The organism is Aeromonas sp. 9A (assembly GCF_963900955.1).
Classification (GTDB): Bacteria; Pseudomonadota; Gammaproteobacteria; order Enterobacterales; family Aeromonadaceae; genus Aeromonas; species Aeromonas salmonicida.
This window is the reverse complement of sequence record NZ_CAWRFG010000001.1, coordinates 284,068-302,854: the sequence shown is the minus strand read 5'-3', so window position 1 is coordinate 302,854 and position 18,787 is coordinate 284,068. Positions and strand designations below refer to the sequence as shown.

General features: G+C 60.6%; 18 protein-coding genes and 1 pseudogene. 6 read left to right on the top strand and 13 right to left on the bottom strand.

The window, feature by feature from the left end; all coding sequences use genetic code 11:
- Window positions 1–23: 23 nt before the first annotated feature.
- Window positions 24–1,121 carry a calcium:proton antiporter gene (locus AACX78_RS01535; RefSeq protein ID WP_159165178.1) on the top strand — a complete coding sequence of 366 codons (1,098 nt, stop codon included), beginning with the start codon at window positions 24–26 and terminating at the stop codon, window positions 1,119–1,121.
- 74 nt (window positions 1,122–1,195) lie between these two features.
- On the opposite strand, the gene hutH is transcribed toward AACX78_RS01535, so the two are convergent.
- The 10 genes from hutH to ftsY form a co-directional block, all read right to left on the bottom strand.
- Window positions 1,196–2,728, bottom strand: a complete 1,533-nt coding sequence (gene hutH, locus AACX78_RS01530) for a histidine ammonia-lyase (RefSeq protein WP_059111685.1) — start codon at window positions 2,726–2,728, stop codon at window positions 1,196–1,198.
- Between the two features lies 1 nt (window position 2,729).
- Window positions 2,730–4,433 carry a urocanate hydratase gene (gene hutU / locus AACX78_RS01525; protein WP_159165177.1) on the bottom strand — a complete coding sequence of 568 codons (1,704 nt, stop codon included), beginning with the start codon at window positions 4,431–4,433 and terminating at the stop codon, window positions 2,730–2,732.
- A 55-nt stretch (window positions 4,434–4,488) separates the two neighbouring features.
- On the bottom strand, window positions 4,489–5,433 hold the full coding sequence (gene hutG, locus AACX78_RS01520; RefSeq protein WP_159165176.1) for a formimidoylglutamase: 945 nt from the start codon (window positions 5,431–5,433) through the stop codon (window positions 4,489–4,491).
- Entirely contained in the window at window positions 5,426–6,661 is a 1,236-nt protein-coding gene (hutI, locus tag AACX78_RS01515; RefSeq protein WP_201302747.1) for an imidazolonepropionase, read from the bottom strand. Before hutI ends, hutG begins: the two co-directional genes overlap by 8 nt.
- A 155-nt stretch (window positions 6,662–6,816) precedes the next feature.
- Complete coding sequence (gene hutC, locus AACX78_RS01510; protein WP_058394753.1) at window positions 6,817–7,521, bottom strand: histidine utilization repressor; 705 nt, start codon at window positions 7,519–7,521, stop codon at window positions 6,817–6,819.
- A gap of 11 nt (window positions 7,522–7,532) precedes the next feature.
- Window positions 7,533–8,192: a carbonate dehydratase gene (gene can, locus AACX78_RS01505; protein WP_042868573.1), complete on the bottom strand. Its 660-nt coding sequence runs from the start codon at window positions 8,190–8,192 to the stop codon at window positions 7,533–7,535.
- 125 nt (window positions 8,193–8,317) lie between these two features.
- On the bottom strand, window positions 8,318–9,172 hold the full coding sequence (gene rpoH, locus AACX78_RS01500; RefSeq protein WP_011899178.1) for an RNA polymerase sigma factor RpoH: 855 nt from the start codon (window positions 9,170–9,172) through the stop codon (window positions 8,318–8,320).
- A gap of 451 nt (window positions 9,173–9,623) precedes the next feature.
- On the bottom strand, window positions 9,624–10,577 hold the full coding sequence (gene ftsX, locus AACX78_RS01495) for a permease-like cell division protein FtsX (RefSeq protein ID WP_005316425.1): 954 nt from the start codon (window positions 10,575–10,577) through the stop codon (window positions 9,624–9,626).
- Window positions 10,578–10,655: 78 nt separating this feature from the next.
- Window positions 10,656–11,342 (bottom strand): cell division ATP-binding protein FtsE, encoded by a 687-nt coding sequence (ftsE, locus tag AACX78_RS01490; protein WP_159165174.1) that lies wholly within the window; start codon window positions 11,340–11,342, stop codon window positions 10,656–10,658.
- A gap of 50 nt (window positions 11,343–11,392) precedes the next feature.
- The gene (gene ftsY / locus AACX78_RS01485) at window positions 11,393–13,228 is read right to left on the bottom strand and encodes a signal recognition particle-docking protein FtsY (RefSeq protein ID WP_159165173.1); all 1,836 of its coding nucleotides are present in this window, start codon (window positions 13,226–13,228) and stop codon (window positions 11,393–11,395) included.
- A gap of 111 nt (window positions 13,229–13,339) precedes the next feature.
- Here ftsY and rsmD point away from each other — a divergent pair, with 111 nt between their 5' ends.
- The 3 genes and pseudogenes from rsmD (at window position 13,340) to AACX78_RS01475 (ending at window position 14,527) form a co-directional block, all read left to right on the top strand.
- Window positions 13,340–13,969 (top strand): 16S rRNA (guanine(966)-N(2))-methyltransferase RsmD, encoded by a 630-nt coding sequence (gene rsmD / locus AACX78_RS01480; protein ID WP_159165172.1) that lies wholly within the window; start codon window positions 13,340–13,342, stop codon window positions 13,967–13,969.
- Window positions 13,970–14,018: 49 nt separating this feature from the next.
- Window positions 14,019–14,099, top strand: a pseudogene (locus AACX78_RS22135) (16S rRNA (guanine(966)-N(2))-methyltransferase RsmD); the annotation flags it as partial.
- Window positions 14,100–14,212: 113 nt separating this feature from the next.
- Window positions 14,213–14,527 (top strand): DUF1145 domain-containing protein, encoded by a 315-nt coding sequence (locus AACX78_RS01475; protein ID WP_125608572.1) that lies wholly within the window; start codon window positions 14,213–14,215, stop codon window positions 14,525–14,527.
- 35 nt (window positions 14,528–14,562) lie between these two features.
- Here the strand turns inward: AACX78_RS01475 and AACX78_RS01470 are convergent, their stop codons facing one another.
- Window positions 14,563–14,928 (bottom strand): YijD family membrane protein, encoded by a 366-nt coding sequence (locus tag AACX78_RS01470; protein WP_021140174.1) that lies wholly within the window; start codon window positions 14,926–14,928, stop codon window positions 14,563–14,565.
- Between the two features lie 21 nt (window positions 14,929–14,949).
- Window positions 14,950–15,570 carry an HTH-type transcriptional repressor FabR gene (gene fabR / locus AACX78_RS01465; protein WP_005316443.1) on the bottom strand — a complete coding sequence of 207 codons (621 nt, stop codon included), beginning with the start codon at window positions 15,568–15,570 and terminating at the stop codon, window positions 14,950–14,952.
- 149 nt (window positions 15,571–15,719) lie between these two features.
- Here fabR and AACX78_RS01460 point away from each other — a divergent pair, with 149 nt between their 5' ends.
- On the top strand, window positions 15,720–16,838 hold the full coding sequence (locus tag AACX78_RS01460; protein ID WP_159165171.1) for an acyl-CoA desaturase: 1,119 nt from the start codon (window positions 15,720–15,722) through the stop codon (window positions 16,836–16,838).
- Window positions 16,839–17,306: 468 nt separating this feature from the next.
- Here the strand turns inward: AACX78_RS01460 and AACX78_RS01455 are convergent, their stop codons facing one another.
- Window positions 17,307–18,560, bottom strand: a complete 1,254-nt coding sequence (locus tag AACX78_RS01455; RefSeq protein WP_159165170.1) for a phospholipase D family protein — start codon at window positions 18,558–18,560, stop codon at window positions 17,307–17,309.
- Between the two features lie 78 nt (window positions 18,561–18,638).
- Here AACX78_RS01455 and AACX78_RS01450 point away from each other — a divergent pair, with 78 nt between their 5' ends.
- Window positions 18,639–18,785 carry a hypothetical protein gene (locus AACX78_RS01450; protein WP_201302746.1) on the top strand — a complete coding sequence of 49 codons (147 nt, stop codon included), beginning with the start codon at window positions 18,639–18,641 and terminating at the stop codon, window positions 18,783–18,785.
- The last annotated feature ends 2 nt before the right edge of the window (window positions 18,786–18,787 follow it).

Sequence of the window (18,787 nt, the reverse complement as noted above, 5' to 3'; positions counted from 1 at the left end):
CCCCGAGATGAGAACCATTGCCTATGAAGTCATTTATCCGGCAAGAGATTGCCCTGCCCGTTGGCCTGCTGACCCTGCTGTTCTTCAAGACCACAGGGAGCGAGCTGCTGACAGAGGCGACTCCGCTCGGGATTTATCTGCCTGTCTCGGCGGCGCTGCTTGCCATCGTCACCTGGGCCATCTTCTCTGTGGTGCGCCACTCGGATGCCCTCGCCATCAAGCTGGGTGAACCCTTCGGTACCCTTATCCTGACGCTCTCCGTCATCTCGCTGGAAGTGGTGATGATCTCCTCCGTCATGCTCACAGGCGACCCCAATCCCGTGATGGCCCGCGATACCATGTTTGCCGTGGTGATGCTGGTCACCAATGGCCTGGTGGGCTTCACCCTGCTGTTTGGCGGCTGGCGCTACCACACCCAGAGCTTCAATCTGGATGGGGTCAAATCCTATCTGGTCGCCATCATACCGCTGGCGCTGCTCTGTCTGGTGCTGCCCAACTTCACCCGGGGTGGCACCATTGGCAGCATGTCGAGCCCCATGTCCTGGATGCTGATCATCATCTCCATCCTGCTCTACGGTATCTTCCTGCTGATCCAGACCCGCAGCCACAGCCACTTCTTCGTCGACAGCGACCACGAGGATTACGAGGAGCACCACGGCCCACTGCGCAGCAACGTCTATCACACCATACTGCTGCTCGCCTATCTGGTGGTGGTGATCCTGCTGGCCAAGACCCTGGCCGTGCCCATCAACTTCGGCGTGAAGATCATGGCGGCGCCTCCTGCGCTGGGTGGCTTTATCGTGGCCTGTATCGTACTGGCCCCCGAGGCAGTCGGTGCCATCAAGGCAGCCTTCAACAACCAGTTGCAACGGGCCATGAACCTCTATTTCGGCTCTGTGCTGGCCACCATAGCCCTGACAGTACCGGCCGTGCTGTTCATCGGCGCCATGCTGGGCCAGGAGGTGCGTCTCGGCCTCTCCGCCGCCGACATGGTGCTGCTCGTCACCACGCTTATGGTATGCAAGGTCACCTTCAGCAGCGGCCGCACCAATGTGCTGCACGGCGCTACCCACCTGGTGCTGTTCGTGGTTTATCTGTTCCTGATGTTTGAACACGAATAACCCGCGCCAGCCAACACCAGCAACGACAAGACCGCCCGATGGGCGGTCTTTTGCTATGAGCCGAATGGAGGGGCTTAGAGGCTGGGCAGCACACCGACCGGGATCAGGTCGTTGTAACTCGCCCTGGCCAGCAGCGCAGCCGCCGCCTCTATGTCCGGCGAGAAGTACCTGTCCTTGTCGTAGAAGCTCACCTCTGCCCGCAGCCGGCCCTTGGCCTGCTCCAGCAGCGCTGTGGTGCGCAGCGGAGCACGGAAATCCAGCCCCTGGGCCGCCGCCAGCAGCTCCACCGCCAGAATGCCGCGGGTGTTCTCCGCCATGTCCGCCAGTCGGCGAGCGGCAAAGGTGGCCATGGAGACATGATCTTCCTGGTTGGCGGAGGTGGGCAGACTGTCCACCGAGGCCGGATGAGCCAGGCTCTTGTTCTCGGAGGCGAGCGCCGCCGAGGTGACCTGGGCGATCATGAAGCCCGAGTTGACGCCGCCGTTGTTGACCAGGAAGGCGGGCAGGCCCGACATGCGGGAATCGATCAGCAGCGCCATGCGGCGCTCGGAGAGCGAGCCGATTTCGGCGATGGCCAGGGCCAGGTTGTCGGCGGCGAAGGCCACAGGCTCTGCATGGAAGTTGCCACCGGAGAGGATCTCCTCATCCTCGGCGAACACCAGCGGGTTGTCGGAGACAGCGTTGGCCTCGCACACCAGCACCTCGGCGGCGTGGCGGATCTGGGCCAGACAGGCCCCCATCACCTGGGGCTGGCAGCGCAATGAGTAAGGATCCTGCACCTTCTCGCAGTTGTGATGGGACATGCCGATCTCGCTGCCATCCACCAGCAGGTGACGATAGCAAGCCGCGGCATCGATCTGGCCACGCTGACCGCGCACCTCATGGATGCGGGCATCGAACGGACGACGACTGCCCAACGCCGCCTCCACACTCATGGCACCTATGGTGATGGCGCCGGCGAACAGATCTTCGGCGTGGAACAGGCCTTCCAGCGCAAACGCCGTGCTGGCCTGGGTACCGTTGAGCAGGGCCAGTCCCTCCTTCGGCGCCAATGAAATAGGCTCGAGACCCGCGATCTTCAGCGCCGTGGCGGCGTCCATCAGCTCGCCTTTGTGGCGCGCCTTGCCTTCACCAATCAATAAACAGCTCATATGGGCCAGCGGAGCCAGATCGCCGGAGGCACCGACGGATCCCTTCTTCGGCACCACCGGATAGACTTCGGCGTTGATGAGGGTCATCAGCGCCTCAAGCACAGTCAAGCGGATGCCGGAGAAGCCCCGCGCCAGGGAGTTGACCTTGAGTACCATCATCAGCCGCACGGTGGCGTCATCCATGTAGGTACCGATGCCGGCAGCGTGGGAGAGCACGATGGAGCGCTGCAATTCGTCGAGCTGCTCCACCGGAATGCGGGTGTTGGCCAGCAGGCCAAAGCCGGTGTTGATGCCATACACAACGCGGTTTTGCTCGATCACCTTGGTGACCACGGCTGCGGAGGCGCGGATCCCGGGCAGCGCGGCCGGATCCAGGCTGAGATGGACCGGCTCGCGGCTGACGCGGCGCAGGGTGTTGAGGCAGAGCTTGCCCGGTAACAGATTGAGTTCAAACATCTTATTTAACCCCTTTGGCCGTTGCGGTCAGCATCGGCAGATCCAGTTTCGCATCAACGGCACAATTGATGGCAATCTCGTAACCCGCATCCGCATGGCGCATCACGCCGGTGGCCGGATCGTTGCGCAGCACGCGGCCGACGCGTCTGGCGGCGTCATCGGTGCCGTCACAGACGATCACCACACCCGAGTGCTGGGAGAAGCCCATGCCCACGCCGCCACCATGGTGCAGCGACACCCAGGTCGCGCCACCGGCCGTGTTGAGCAGGGCATTGAGCAGCGGCCAGTCGGAAACGGCATCGGAGCCATCCATCATGGATTCGGTCTCGCGATTCGGGCTCGCCACCGAGCCGGAATCCAGGTGGTCGCGGCCAATCACGATCGGCGCCTTCAGCTCGCCATTTTTCACCATCTCGTTGAAAGCCAGACCGAGGCGCACCCGATCCTTGACCCCGACCCAGCAGATCCGCGCCGGCAGGCCCTGGAAGGCGATGCGCTCGCGGGCCATGTCGAGCCAGTTGTGCAGGTGGGGATCGTCCGGGATCAACTCTTTGACCTTCTGATCCGTTTTGTAGATATCTTCCGGATCGCCGGACAGCGCTACCCAGCGGAAGGGACCAATCCCTTCGCAGAACAGCGGGCGAATGTAGGCAGGCACGAAGCCGGGGAAATCGAAGGCGTTTTTCACCCCTTCTTCCAGTGCCATCTGGCGGATGTTGTTGCCGTAATCGAGGGTCGCCGCGCCACGGGATTGCAGGGTCAGCATGGCTTCCACCTGACGGGCCATGGAGTGACGTGCCGCCTGGTTCACTTCCTGGGGCGCGGATTTTTGCAGCTCGCGCCACTTAGGCAAGCTCCACCCTTGCGGCAAGTAGCCGTGGATCGGGTCGTGAGCCGAGGTCTGGTCGGTCACCACGTCCGGGGTGATGCCACGGGCCACCAGCTCGGCAAAGACATCGGCGGCGTTGCCGAGCAGGCCGATGGAAACGGCGGTGCCGCTCTGTTTGGCTTCCTCGACCATGGCCAGCGCCTCATCCAGGCTGTGGGCCTTCTTGTCGACGTAGCGGGTCTTGAGGCGAAAATCGATGCGGGTCTCGTCGCACTCGACGGCGATCATGGAGAAACCGGCCATGGTGGCGGCCAGCGGCTGGGCGCCACCCATGCCACCCAGACCGCCGGTCAGGATCCAGCGCCCTTTGGGTTCGCCGTTGAAGTGCTGATTGGCCACCGCGAAAAAGGTTTCATAGGTACCCTGCACGATTCCCTGGGTACCTATGTAGATCCAGGAGCCGGCCGTCATCTGGCCGTACATCATCAAGCCTTTCTTATCTAGCTCGTTGAAGTGTTCCCAGTTGGCCCAGTGGGGCACCAGGTTGGAGTTGGCGATCAGCACCCGAGGCGCATCCTTGTGGGTCTGGAACACGCCGACCGGCTTGCCGGATTGCACCAGCAGGGTCTCGTCTTCCTCGAGCCGGGTCAGCACCTCGACAATCTTGTCGTAGCAGGCCCAGTTGCGGGCGGCGCGGCCGATACCGCCATACACCACCAGGGATTGGGGATGCTCGGCCACTTCCGGATCCAGGTTGTTCATCAGCATCCGCAGCGGCGCCTCGGTGAGCCAGCTCTTGGCGGTCAACGTGGTACCACGGGAGGCACGGATGACACGGCTCGGATCCTGACGGGGATCCAGGTGTTGCTCAGACATACACACTCCTTGTTTTATCAATGCAGCAGCATCGCGACCTGCCCTCGGCAGAGCGCTACTTGGTTAACTGATGGACCAGCCGGGCGGCCACGCGGGCGCTGCGGTTATCCTGATCCAGGTTCGGGTTGTACTCGGCCAGGTCGGCGAGCCGCAGCTTGCCGCTGGCCCGGATATGGGCGATCAGCGGTTCGATGACAGCCAGCTCGACACCGCGGGCGGCGGGAGCACTCACCCCCGGCATGACGGCGCCGGGCAAGACGTCGAGATCGATAGTCAGATAGAGGTGGTCACACTGGGCGATAAAGGCATCCAGTCCGTTCAGAAGCTCGGGCACTGCGGCCTGGGTCATGGCCTCATCCAGCGCATACCAGACCCCAAGTTCATCGGCGCGGACAAACAGCGCCTGCGTATTGGCGGTCTCGGCCACCCCCAGGCAGGCGTAATGGAAAGGCGTTCCCTGAACAGTACACTGCTCGGCGATCTGGAAGAAGGGAGTGCCGGAACTCGCCTGCTCTACCTTGCGGCGCAGGTCGAAGTGGGCATCGAAATTGATGATGCCGACCCGGCCCTGACCGGCCAGATGACGGTTGAGACCGCTCCAGCTGCCGAACGCCACCTCGTGACCGCCTCCCAGCACCAGCGGGAAGTGTCCCTCATCCAGCAGGCTCGCCACCCGCTCGGCCAAGAGGGCATGAGCGGCATCGAGATCGCCGTCGTCACAGGTCAAATCCCCGCTGTCATAGACGGGTCGGGTCAGATGCCAGGCACTGTTGGCCAGCAGCTTGCGGATCGCCAGCGGTGCGCCGGCGGCCCCCACGCGCCCCTTGTTGCGGCGCACCCCCTCGTCGCAGGCAAAGCCCACCAGGGCGACGCCGGGTTCGGCAGTACCGCTCAGCGGCCAGTCCTGCACCTTGTCGTGCCAGCGCAGGGCGAGCTCGCCATCTTCCGGATCCTGGCGCCCCTGCCAGACCGACATATGGGGCAAGCTGAACTTATCCATGAAGCGTCTCCTCCCCGTTGACGACCCGACTCACCAGCTGATCGACCCCGATGAGGTAACTCAGCTCGGCCGGGTTCGCGCAATTCCAGACCAGGAAATCCGCCAGCATGCCCACTCTCAACTGCCCCAAACGCTCCTGCTCGCCAAGTGCGCGGGCGGCGTTGCGGGTCACCCCGACCATGGCCTCGACCGGGGTCAGACCGAACAGGGTACAGGCCATGTTCATGGCCATGCGCAGCGACACAATCGGGGCAGTGCCCGGGTTGATGTCGGAGGAGACCGCCATGGGCACATGGGCCTTGCGCAGGGCGGCGATGGGGGGCAGCTTGGTCTCTTTCAGGAAATAGAACGCTGTGGGCAGCAGGGTGGCGACCACGCCACGGTGGGCCAGTGCCTGGATCCCTTCCTGATCCAGATGCTCCAGATGATCCACCGAGAGGGCACCAAAGTTGGCGGCCAGCGCACTGCCTCCCAGGTTGGAGAGCTGCTCCATGTGGCCCTTCACCGGCAGACCGTATTGATCCGCGGCCAGATAGACCTGCTCGGTCTGGGCCAGCGAGAAGCCGATGTGCTCGCAGAAAACATCCACCGCATCCGCCAGACCCGCCTCGGCAGCCGCCGGGATTATCTCCTGGCAGATGGTCTCGACCCAGGAGTCGGGATCGTCGCGATATTCGGGCGGCACCGCATGGGCCGCCAGCAGGGTGGTCTTGACCCGAATGGGCAGAACCTCCCCCAGTCGGCGGGCGACCCGCAGCATCTTGAGCTCATCTTCCAGGGTGAGGCCGTAGCCGGATTTGATCTCTACCGTGGTGACCCCTTCCCGGATCAGCGACTTGATCCTGGCAGCCGCCAGCGTGAACAGCTGCTCCTCGCTGGCGGCACGGGTGGCCCGCACAGTGCTGATGATGCCACCGCCCTTGCGGGCGATTTCGGCGTAAGGCACTCCCTGCTGGCGCAGTTCGAACTCTTCGGCCCGGCTGCCGGCAAAGATGAGGTGGGTGTGGCAATCAATTAGACCCGGGGTTGCCAGCTTGCCCTTCATATCCTGCCAGTGGGCAGGATAAGGGCCCTTGAGATCCTGCATGGGCACCAGGGCGTGGATCTTGCCTTCATGAACGCCGAGGGCGTGGGGTTCCAGCAGACCGTAGTCAGCCAGATCGGGGCGCAGGGTGGCGGGTGTCACGTTGAGCCAGACCCGCTCGCAGTTCAACAGTTCCTTGTTCATACCGACCTCTAAATGTATATACATTATCTTATATCCGATCTCTGTCAGGAAAGAAAGGATCAAGTTCACATCTTGATAACAGCGCTTTCATTAGAGTTTAAGCACAAAAAAGCCCACCATGAGGTGGGCTCTGCCAAAACAATATGTATATACAATTAACTGAGGCTGGTCTTGGAACTCAGCTTGTAGCGGGAGCCTGGCGAGAGCAGACGGGCATAGGAGACCAGATACCCTTCTGACCAGGTACGGCGGTGCAGCAACAGGCAGGGGGTATCGACCCGCACTTGCAGCAGACCGGCTTCACCGGCACTCGGCAACACGGCCTCTACCACATGCTCCATCTCGGAGAGAGGACAGACGTCCATCAGGTAGCGATTCGGGGTCTGCTGAGTGAAATCCTGCTCGCCATAACCGGGCAGACGCTCGGCATCGACGAAGCGCTCCTCCAGTTGCAGCGGCTCCCCATCGGCCTGATGGACGATGAGGCTGTGGAAGATGGCAGCACCGACTCTCAGCCCGAGCTGGACCGCCACCTTCTCGTCGGCGGCCTGGCGTTGCAGCCGGATCACCCGGGCGCTGTACTGGCTGCCCCGCTCGGCGATCTCGTCGGCTATGTTGCGAATGGCCAGCAAGGGCGACTCGGTACGCCTGTCCGCCACGAAGCTGCCGGAACCGGCGGTGCGTACCAGCCAGCCCTCGGCCACCAATTCGCGCAGTGCCTTGTTGACCGTCATGCGGCTCACGGCAAACTGCTCGCACAGGGCCGCCTCGGTCGGGATCCTGTCTCCCGCCTGATAGTGGCGTTCACGGATCCCGTCCAGGATGTGCTGCTTGATCTGAAGATAGAGGGCTGGCGCCAACGGCAGGCTCCTCAGCGACGGCGGTGGGGCGGACGCATGTCCGGCCAGGCGCGGTAAACATCGGGGATCTGATCCGGCCCGCTGATGCAGAGATCCAGATCGTGCAGCAGACCGTCCTTGATGCCATAGATCCAGCCATGCACCGCCAGCTCCTGCCCCTTGCGCCAGGCGTTCTGGATGATGGTGGTGTGGCAGACGTTGGCTACCTGCTCGGCCACGTTCAGCTCGCACAGGTAATCGAAACGCTCGTGCTCATCTTCGATGGCATCCAGCTGTTCGCGATACTTGAAGTAGACATCCTTGATGTTGCGCAGCCAGTTGTCGATGAGCCCCAGCTCCTGGTTCTGCATCGCCGCCTTGACGCCACCGCAGCCATAGTGGCCGCAGATGATGATGTGCTTCACCTTGAGCACCTCGACCGCGTATTGCAGCACCGAGAGGCAGTTGAAATCGGTGTGCACCACCAGATTGGCAACGTTGCGGTGGACGAACACATCCCCCGGCAGCAAGCCCATCAGCTGGTTGGCGGGAACCCGGCTGTCGGAGCAACCGATCCAGAGGTATTCAGGGGCCTGCTGGGCGGAGAGGGTAGCGAAGAAATTCGGATCCTCGGCCTTGATCCGTTCCGCCCACTCGCGGTTGTTGGTAAACAGGTCGTTCAACAGTTTCACTATCTGCTCTCCCTACTGTGGCAGTGGCGGCAACATAACATAGACAAGGGTAACCAAGGCAAGGCCGACCAGATACTCGCGAAACAAAAACAGGGCCATCAGGCCCTGTTTTTGTTTGGGAGGCATCAGGCCTCCATGGCGTCTTTCAGCTTCTTGAGTGCGTTCTTCTCAAGCTGACGCACCCGCTCGGCGGAGACACCATAGGTGTCGGCCAGCTCCTGCAGCGTGGTCTTGCTGTCATCATCGAGCCAGCGGGCACGGATGATGTGCTGACTGCGCTCATCCAGAGTGGCAAGGGCCGAACTCAGGCGACGGGTCGCGTGATCGTCCCAGTTGTCGTTCTCAATGGTGGCAGCCAGATCGGAGGATTTGTCTTCCAGATAATGGACGGGGGCAAAACCGCCTTCGTCTTCATCATCACCGACCAGATCGAACGCCTGATCGTAGTTGCTCATGCGCGCTTCCATCTCGGTCACGTCGGTCGGGGAGACCCCCAACTCGGCGGCGACGGCCTGCACTTCGTCATGGCTGAACCAGCCCAGACGCTTCTTGGATTTGCGCAGGTTGAAGAAGAGCTTGCGCTGGGCCTTGGTAGTGGCCACTTTTACCATGCGCCAGTTGCGCAGGACATACTCGTGGATCTCGGCCTTGATCCAGTGCACGGCGAAGGAGACCAGTCGCACTCCGACGGTCGGGTCAAAGCGCTTGACCGCCTTCATCAGGCCGATGTTGCCTTCCTGAACCAGGTCAGCCTGGGGCAGACCGTATCCGGCATAACTCTTGGCGACGTGAACGACAAAACGCAGGTGCGACATGACCAGCTGACGGGCAGCCTCGAGATCGCCACCCTGCTGCAAACGCTCAGCCAGCTCACGCTCTTCCTCTGCGGTCAGCACAGGAATCGAATTTACTGCCTGGATATAGCCTTCCAGACTACCTTGCGGAATCAGAGCCATAGTGCGTTGCAATGAAGTTCCCATTTTTTACCTCTTTCTTTTCAATCGAACCAGTCTAACACCCTGAGAGGGTCTGTCTACTGACCGGATATCATTCTGCGGCCCACATCAAACACTGTGCCCAGTTTGAACTCGGGCTATCTTAGGGCGGCAGGATGAATCATGAATGAACAGTCAAAAAAAGGGGGTCACAATCAAGGACCCCCGAAAAGTAGCATGCTAAGTCCATTGTTGCGGAGCTCGCAACCTTCACATGCTTGCCAAGTCAGACGAGCAAGGCAGAGGGGCCACACCCGTATAAGTTCTTCAGCACTTGTAGACTGCTTATAAATCAGAAGGTTCACCGGATCCAGAGCAGATCCTGAAGATAGCTGTTAATCAGATTACTCCGAGAACAGTGGCCGAGCCAGAAACGGCCACTCTTTTACTTGATCCAGCTCTCAAAATCCAGCGCTTTGAAACGCTGATAAATTAATCAGGATGGTTCTATGTCACGAATGTGCCGATGTACCGAGAACCAGGAGGCGATCAGCCCCAGCAAGGCACCCAGCAAGACCAGATTGATCCCGTCTATCGCCCCCATGCCCACCAGCCGGAAATTGCTGTTGTAGAGCCCGGCCAGCTCCTTCACCACACCCTCGCTCCAGATCACCATGACTTCGGTCAACCACCAGGCCAGCATGCCGCCGATGACCCCGAACCAGATACCGGTATAAAGGAAGGGACGATGGATGAAGGCGTCAGTCGCCCCCACCAGCTTGAGCACTTCGATTTCTGAGCGCTGGTTGAGGATGTTCAGGCGCAGGGTATTGCCGACGATCAGCAGCACAGCCGAGAGCAACAGCACGGCGATGCCTGTGATGGTATGGCGCAGCAGGTTCATGATCCCCTGCAACCGGGTCAGCCACTGCAGATCCAGCTTGCCCTGCTCAACCCCGTCTTCATTGTTAAGCTTGCCGAGCAGCTCGGCGGCCCCTTCCGGATTCTGCCAGCGAGGATCCGGAATGACGCTCAGCACGGGCGGTAAGGGGTTGCTGTCCAGATAGTCGAGGGCATCGCCGAAGCCGGAGATCTCGCGAAACTCTTTCAGCGCCTCCTCCCGGCTCATGTAGGTGACGGATTCCACCTCGGGATAGAGCAGGATCCGCTGCTTCATGTCGAGAATGCTCTGCTCTGGCAGATCCTTGCGCAGATAAAGAGAAATCTGGGAGCTGGTCTGCCAGCTGCCTTCCACCACTTCGGCGTTTTTCAGCAAGACGTGGAAGCAGGAGGGCAATGCCAGACTGACGCCGAGCACCGCCAGGGTCATCAGGGAGGCGAGCGGATTGCGCCACAACTCTCCCAGGCTGGCAAACGCCTGACGGACGTGATCAACCCCGTACATCATCAGACGGCGCAGCGGTGGCTGTTTATGGCGAACGATAGCCATCAGAGCTCTCCCCCGTGTCGAATATCGGCGACGTGATCCATCCACATGACCATCATCAGACGGCGCAGCGGCGGTTGTTTATGACGAACGATAGCCATCAGAGCTCTCCCCCGCCGAATACATGCGGCCTGCCTTGAGGGTCAGGGTGCGGTAGCGCATACGGGCAATCAGTCCCAGATCATGGGTCGCAATGAGTACCGAGACCCCGAAGCGGTTGAACTCCTCGAACAGCCGCATGATATCCATGGAGAGCTGGGGATCCAGGTTGCCGGTCGGCTCATCCGCCAGCAGCAACGGCGGCTTGTTGACGATGGCACGGGCGATGCCGACCCGCTGCTGCTCACCACCGGAGAGCATGCGCGGCTGGTAGCGCTCCTTGCCGAGCAAGCCCACCTTGTCCAGCGCCGCCGCAACCCGCTTGTTGATGTCTGCATGGCTGTAACCATCGATCACCAGCGGCAGGGCTACGTTGTCAAACACGGTTCTGTCCATCAGCAGCCGGTGATCCTGGAAGATCATGCCGATCTGGCGACGCACATAGGGGATATCCCCCCGCTTGATATGGCTGACATCGTCGCCGTGAAAGAAGACACGGCCATCGGTCGGTCGCTCCATCACGCCAATAAGCTTCAAGAGGGTACTCTTGCCCGCCCCCGAGTGCCCGGTCAGGAAGGCCATCTCCCCCTTGTGCAGGTGAAAGCTGACCTTCTGCAACGCCTGATGGCCGCCGCTGTATACCTTGCTGACCTTATCAAAACGAATCATAACGGACCCTGACATTGACATGCCCCGACCTGAGTCGGGGCATGTGGCGCTTACTCCTCGCGACTGAAGAGTGCCTCGATAAAGTCGTTGGCGACGAAGGGGCGCAGATCGTCGATCCCCTCGCCCACCCCGATATAACGGATCGGGATCTGGAACTTGTCGGCCACCGCGAAGATGACGCCACCCTTGGCGGTGCCATCCAGCTTGGTGAGGACGATACCGTCCAGACCCACGGCTTCGCTGAACAGCTTGGCCTGGCTCAGGGCGTTCTGACCGGTGCCTGCATCCAGCGTCAGCATGATCTCGTGAGGTGCTTCTTCATCGAGCTTCTTCATCACCCGCACCACTTTCTTGAGCTCTTCCATCAGATTGCTCTTGTTCTGCAGGCGACCGGCGGTATCGGCGATCAGCACGTCGGCACCGCGGGAACGGGCCGCCTCGATGGCGTCATAGATGACGGAGGCAGAATCGGCACCGGTATGCTGGGCGATCACGGGTATGTTGTTGCGCTGACCCCATACCTGCAACTGCTCGACGGCAGCGGCACGGAAGGTATCGCCGGCGGCCAGCATGACACTCTTGCCTTCGGCCTGGAACTGCTTGGCCAGCTTGCCGATGGTGGTGGTCTTGCCGACACCGTTCACCCCGACCATCAGGATCACATAGGGCTTCTTGCTGGTGTCGATCACCAGCGGCTGCTCGACCTGAGCCAGCATGGCGCCCATGTCCTGCTTGAGCAGGCCGTAGAGTGCCTCGGCATCCTTGAGCTGCTTGCGATCCGCATGCTGCACCAGGCCATCTATGATGCGACGGGTGGTATCGACCCCCAGATCGGCGGTCAGCAGCTGGGTTTCCAGCTCCTCAAACAGATCGTCATCGATCTTCTTGCCACTGAACAGGCCGAAGAAACCGGAACCGATATTCTCTTTGGTACGCACCAGACTACGCTTGAGGCGGGCAAAGAAACCCTCCCGCTGCGGCTTGTCCTGAGTGTCATCATCCACCTTGGCAGCCAGCGGCAAGGCAGCCAGTGCGGCGGCTTCAGCCTCCATCTCGGCAACCAGGCGAAGATCTTCCGCTCTCTGGGCCTCTTTGGCGATACGAGCCTCTTCGGCGGCCTGGGCTTCGGCGGCAATACGAGCCGCTTCTGCGGCTTGCGCTTCGGCAGCAACACGGGCGGCTTCTGCGGCCTGCGCCTCGGCAGCAACGCGAGCCGCTTCTGCGGCCTGCACTTCGGCAGCAACACGGGCCGCTTCTGCGGCTTGCGCTTCGGCAGCAACACGGGCCGCTTCTGCGGCTTGCGCTTCGGCAGCAACACGGGCCGCTTCAGCGACTTGCGCCTCGGCAGCAACACGAGCCGCTTCTGCGGCCTGTGCCTCGGCGGCAACACGGGCCGCTTCTGCGGCTTGCGCCTCGGCGGCAACACGAGCCGCTTCTGCGGCTTGCGCTTCGGCAGCAGCACGGGCGGCTTCGGCAGCCTGCGCCTCGGCAGCAACACGGGCCGCTTCTGCGGCCTGCGCTTCGGCAGCAACACGAGCGGTCTCGACAGCCTGTGCCTCAACGCGCGCTTGCTCGATCAGCAATTCGTTGACGATGACGGGTTCCAGTTCAGAGGCACACTCCTCCACGACCAGTGGAGCCACGTCCAGCTCAGTGGGAGGGCAATCGTCATCATGAAGTGGAGCGCCAGCATGCAGGGCATCATTTTGTGCGCTGGCCGGCAATTCATGCACCACGACCGGCGTAGTATCAGAAACGGGAGCGGGGGAAGCAGTGACCTCAGGCTCAGTGGTAACAGGGGTGGCTTGGGGTGTCTGTAGTTGGACAGCCTCAGCCTCTTCTTTCTTGCGGCCGAAACCCAGCCAGGAAAACAAACCTTTTGCCATCTAAAAAATACTCACTTCGTTGGCTGACTGCTAAGATAGCCGTCCCTCGGCGGGTCGGCATAAAAATGAACCGCCTTATACTACCACTTTATTTTCTGACGACGAAACGCGATGCCCAGAGTGAAACCCAGCCGTAACATCCCGAACAAAAGCCCGGCCCCGCAGGGGAAATCGGGCTTTGTAAGAATCATCAGCGGCCAGTGGAAGGGCCGCAAATTGCCGGTCAAGGATGTGGAAGGGCTCAGACCCACCACGGATCGCGTCAAGGAGACCATCTTCAACTGGCTGGCTCCCCGTGTGCGTGGAGTGCGCTGTCTCGATCTGTTTGCCGGCAGCGGCGGCCTGGGGCTGGAGGCGCTGTCGCGCTATGCCGAGCAGGTCACTCTGGTCGAGATGGACAAAGGTGCCGCCGACCAGATCAGAAAGAACCTGACCGCCCTTGGCAGCAGCAAGGGCCTGGTGATCCAGTCCGATGCCGTCAGTTGGCTGCAAGGCCCGGCCACCCCGTTCGACCTGGTGTTTCTGGATCCGCCGTTTCGGCGCGAGCTGCTGCCCCGGGTGTGCGATCTGCTGGAACAGCACGGCTGGCTGGCACCGGATGCTCTGATCTATCTGGAGCGGGAGAAAGAGATGGCCGACCTGGCGTTGCCCGCCAGCTGGCAACTGCTCAAGGACAAGCAGGCCGGTCAAGTCTGCTATCAACTCTATCTGCGGGACACCAAGAATGACGCTGCGGTTTAAATTCCGTGTAGGAAGGGGACTAGCGTTGGCCCCTCCCCGTCAATTTGGGCAACGACTCAAGGACAAGCAGGCCGGTCAGGTCTGCTATCAACTCTATCTGCGGGACACCAAGAATGACGCTGCGGTTTAAATTCCGTGTAGGAAGGGGACTAGCGTTGGCCCCTCCCCGTCAATTTGGGCAACGACTCAAGGACAAGCAGGCCGGTCAGGTCTGCTATCAACTCGATCTGCGGGAGGTGAGCAATGAAGCGGATGTTTAATCTGTTGGCGATGGGGCTGACCCTGTTCTTCTGGTTCGGCGTGCTGGTCAGTCTGGTGGCTCCGCTACCCGGCAAGCTGAATGATCTTTTGCCGATCTGCGGCCTGCTCATCGCCCTGGTCCACCTGGTGCAGGCCAGCATGGTCAAGTCTGCCTGCAAACCCTACTTCGTGGTCACCCGGCTCGAAGTCATACTGATACTGGTGTTCGGTGTCTTCGGCATGGCTGATATCCGCGCCCGACTCAAAGCCATCATAGAAGCCAAACAGCACGGTACAGATATCAACAGCGCCGACTGATGCCGGCACTGTCATGGTTCAGGAAGGGGTGCTGGTCACTCCTTCTCTTTTTTCCCCACACTGATACCCAGCTTGATCGACAACACGGCTAGCAGCAACAGCATCATGATGAGCGAGAAGAAATTGCTGCCAAGCTCGGGATACTGCACCTTGACCAGCGCCGCATGCCCGAACCCGCCGATGAAGAAGCAGAGCAGCATGCAAACCGGGGTATTGCCCTCCAGCGAGACATGGCGGTAGTGCTGATAGAGCTGATAAGCCGCCAGCACCAGGGCAATCATGGGAAAGAAGGAGAAGGGCACCGCAGGCTCGATCAGGGCCGACAAGGAAGCATCGCCACAAATACCAACGAGCAGGGCCAGCAGCAGGGGTTTCTTCGGGATCAGATTCTGGTCATGCATGGAGCTGTCCATCCTGTTGACTTAAGAGAGAGGTTCACGGCGCTTCTGGTTTTGAACCTCGGCGCCCATGGCGATCATTCGCAGCTGGCGTATGGTGCGATCTGACAAGGCCCGACACTCCTCGCTCGTCATGTCGAGCGCATCGGCACCGGCGCTGAAGACGATGGTCACCATGGCCTCGGCCTGGATGTAGGCCTCCTCCCGCGGAGCCCCCGAGGTCGCTTCAAGGTAGTCAGTCAGCTCGGCAATGAAGTGCTGGATCTCCCGTGCCACCGCCTGACGAAATGCAGCCGAGGTACCGGAACGCTCGCGCAGCAGCAGCCGGAAGATATTCGGGTTGTTCTCGACAAATTCCATGAAAGTCTGCACCGAGGTGCTGATAACACTGCCACCACCCGCGATGCGCTGGCGAGCCTGACGCATCAACTGGCGCAGGGTCAGGCCCCCTTCATCCACCAGCGTCAAGCCCAGCTCCTCCATGTCGCGAAAATGGCGATAGAAGGAGGTCGGTGCTATGCCGGCCTCCCGCGCTACTTCCCGCAAACTGAGGTTGGAAAAACTGCGATTGGCGCACAGTTGGCTGAACGCCGCATCGATCAGAGTACGCCGGGTTTTTTCTTTTTGTTGCGCGCGAATACCCACGAAAACAGTCACCTTCAGGTTATCGAGGCCAAATGATAACCCGAAGGCCGAGCCAGGATCAGGTTTGTCTCCTACTTTTTTACCATTGACCCGAATTCTTGCTACATGGAGAATGGCGCACAGCTGTTCGCTGAAAGGAACCGAGTGAGATGGAACGCCCACCTATCATCATGACCAACACCCTGCTGTTTGCCCTCTCCGGGCTGACCGCACTGATCGCCGTGCCCTGGTACGGTATGACCCATGGCTATGACCTCTGGCAGTGGAGCTGCTTCCTGCTGCTGTTCTGTTACAGCGGCATCTCCATCACAGCCGGTTATCACCGCCTCTGGTCGCACAAGGCCTACAAGGCCCACCGGATCCTGCAGTGGATCTTCGCCATCGGCGGCGCCCTCGCCCTGCAGAACTCGGCCCTGCACTGGTCTTCCGATCATCGCCGTCACCATCGCCATGTGGATGACAACCTGAAGGATCCCTACAGCGCGGGTCGCGGCTTCTGGTATTCCCACATTGGCTGGATGCTGCGCGAGTACCAACGCGAGATCTATAACGATTACAGCAACGTGCGGGATCTGCAGAACAACCCCATAGTTGCCTTCCAACACAAGCACTATCTGGCGCTGACCCTGGCCACCAATCTGGGCATTCCGCTGCTGCTGGGGCTTGTCCACGGCGATCTGCTCGGCATGCTGCTGCTGGCAGGGGTGCTGCGCATGGTGATGACCCACCACACCACCTTCTTCATCAACTCACTGGCCCACATCTGGGGCAGTCAGCCGTTTACTGACCGCAACACGGCAAGGGACAACGGCATCCTGGCCTTCTTCACCTTCGGCGAGGGTTATCACAACTTCCACCACCTGTTCGAAAACGACTACCGCAACGGCATCAGCTGGTGGCAGTTCGATCCCACCAAGTGGCTGATCCGCAGCGCCTCCTGGTGCGGGCTGGCCCGGGATCTGAGGTCCTGCCCGGAAGAGCGGATCGAACAGGCAAGACTTGAGATGCAACTCAAGCGCGCCCAGGCCAAATTGCGCAAACGCGAAGACAGGGAGCTGTGGCAGGCATTGTTGCAGGAAGAATACGACAAATTGAGCCAGCAGTTGCAGCACTACTATGCCAGCCGCAAATCCCTGCTGGAGCAGCGCAAACGCAAGGCGCTGGCCCGCTACGACAAGCTGAAACTGCAACTGGAGTATCGCAACCTGCACGACGGCTTCGTTGCCAGCAAGCGCAACTGGAGCCGGTTGCTGGCGGGCATCGCCTGAGTTACAGGCCCCGCCACAGCACACAGAGACCGCCAACCGGCGGTCTTTTTATGGGCACAAACTTGGGGTCTGGCCATAAAAAATGGGGTGACATTTCCATGTCACCCCCTCGCAAATAGCATGTTCCATATTGGAGTCCGGTCCTGCCGGGTTCTACCCTGTTTCTTGAGTTTCCGCTACCCATCCGAATCAGGTGCCTGCTGGAGCGATCCAACTGGCGGTTCCCTTCACGACCTTTTTCCACACGACGGACGAGCCGCCGTGTTTGTCCTTGCGATTGAAATATTACGCACTTAAATAAAATAAAAAACCGTTTTATTCAGTCTGCCATGCAAGCGACAGTGCGCTACCAGGATTCCTGCACAAGAACAATCTGATTAAAAACAATACGATAAGATAGAGTGTCGCCTTTGGATGGCAAACGTTATCCTCTAAGGCGCACAAGGCTTTACGAGATCTCGCACACGCTCACAACCAGCGCTGCAAGGGCAACCAGTCACTCATCTTCGCCAACAGCCGGCGCAGGGTTGAGTGAGGCGCAGCCACTGAATGAGCAGACAGCTGCTGCCAGTGCGTCAGCCACTGCTGCAGCTCGGCGCAAAGCGCTGGGCACTCGAGATGCAGCATCAATTCGGTATTGAGCATCAGGGATCGAGGATCCAGATTGAAGCTGCCAAGCAGCGCCTCCCCGTCCCCGATCAGGATCAGCTTGGCATGCAGGCTGAGGGTATCCCCCTCCAGCTCGGACAGCGTTATCCCCTGCCGGATCATCCAGGGACGATGACGCCGGTAAGCACCATACACCAGGGGTACATCCGTACTGGCCAGGGAGTTGGTGAGGATCTCGATATTCACCCCAGCCTGGCGCTGCTGCCTGAGCCGACGGCGCAACCCCCGGGTCAGGATCAGGTAAGGACTCACCAACCTCAGGGAACCCGCGTTGTCAGCCAGCTTGCGCCAGAGCAGGGGCGCCGTGGTCGGTCGCGACACCAGCCCCTTGCCGGGTCGGTCGAACCACACCTCGGCCCGCCCCTGATGCCAGGTCAGAGAGACGGGGTCGGCTTCGAACAGACTGGCAGGCAGATCGTAGACCGCGGCTACGTGCGGATCTGTCATTGTGAGCAGGAAGTCGTTCACCACTGTCACCTCGGCCCGCTGCAGGGGACGGCGCAACAGACGGCGGATCGGGTGACTCCAGCGGCTGCGCCAGAATTGGTCGAAGCCCTGTTCTGCCTGCTGGCAGACAGGGCCGCGGCAGGCGAGGTCCAGATCGACGAATCGGGGCGTACCGCCCAGCCCGAAGTAGCGGTCACCTATGTTGCGGCCACCGATCACTGCCTGGCTGCCATCCACCAGCAGCAACTTGTTGTGCATGCGGTGATTGATGCGGCGAAAGCTGAGCAACCCCTCCAGCAGCAGGGTCAGCGGACGCCAGCCCCGCAACCAGAACGGATTGAACAGCCGTACTTCTATGCCGGGCTGACGCGCGACTATCTCCAGAAAACGGTTGTCACCGGCATAAAGGTCGTCAATGAGCAGCTGTACCCGCACCCCGCGCCGGGCTGCGTGCAGCAACTCGGACAGCAACAGCTTGCCGCTGCTGTCCTCTTCCCAGCTGTAGTACTGGGCCTGGATCCGGCTGCGGGCGTTACGGATCAGCTGGCAACGCACCTTGAGTGCCAGTTCGGGCTGGTCGATCAGTGCAAACTCACCCGGGATCATGGCGTCATCTGCTTGTCATGGAGGAATGGCATAACGCTGGCTACAGGCCTCGTTGGAATGTGGATAAAGGAATTTACCATGGAACTCAGTGATCGCCCCGCCATCAGCTATCGACCGCAAGCAAGCCAGCCGGATCCCTCCCCGACCGGCCAGCTGACGCCCTGGTATCTGCATCACAGGGATCAGGGCTGGGAACCCTTTTCTTCTCCCGAGCAGCCCCACTAGAT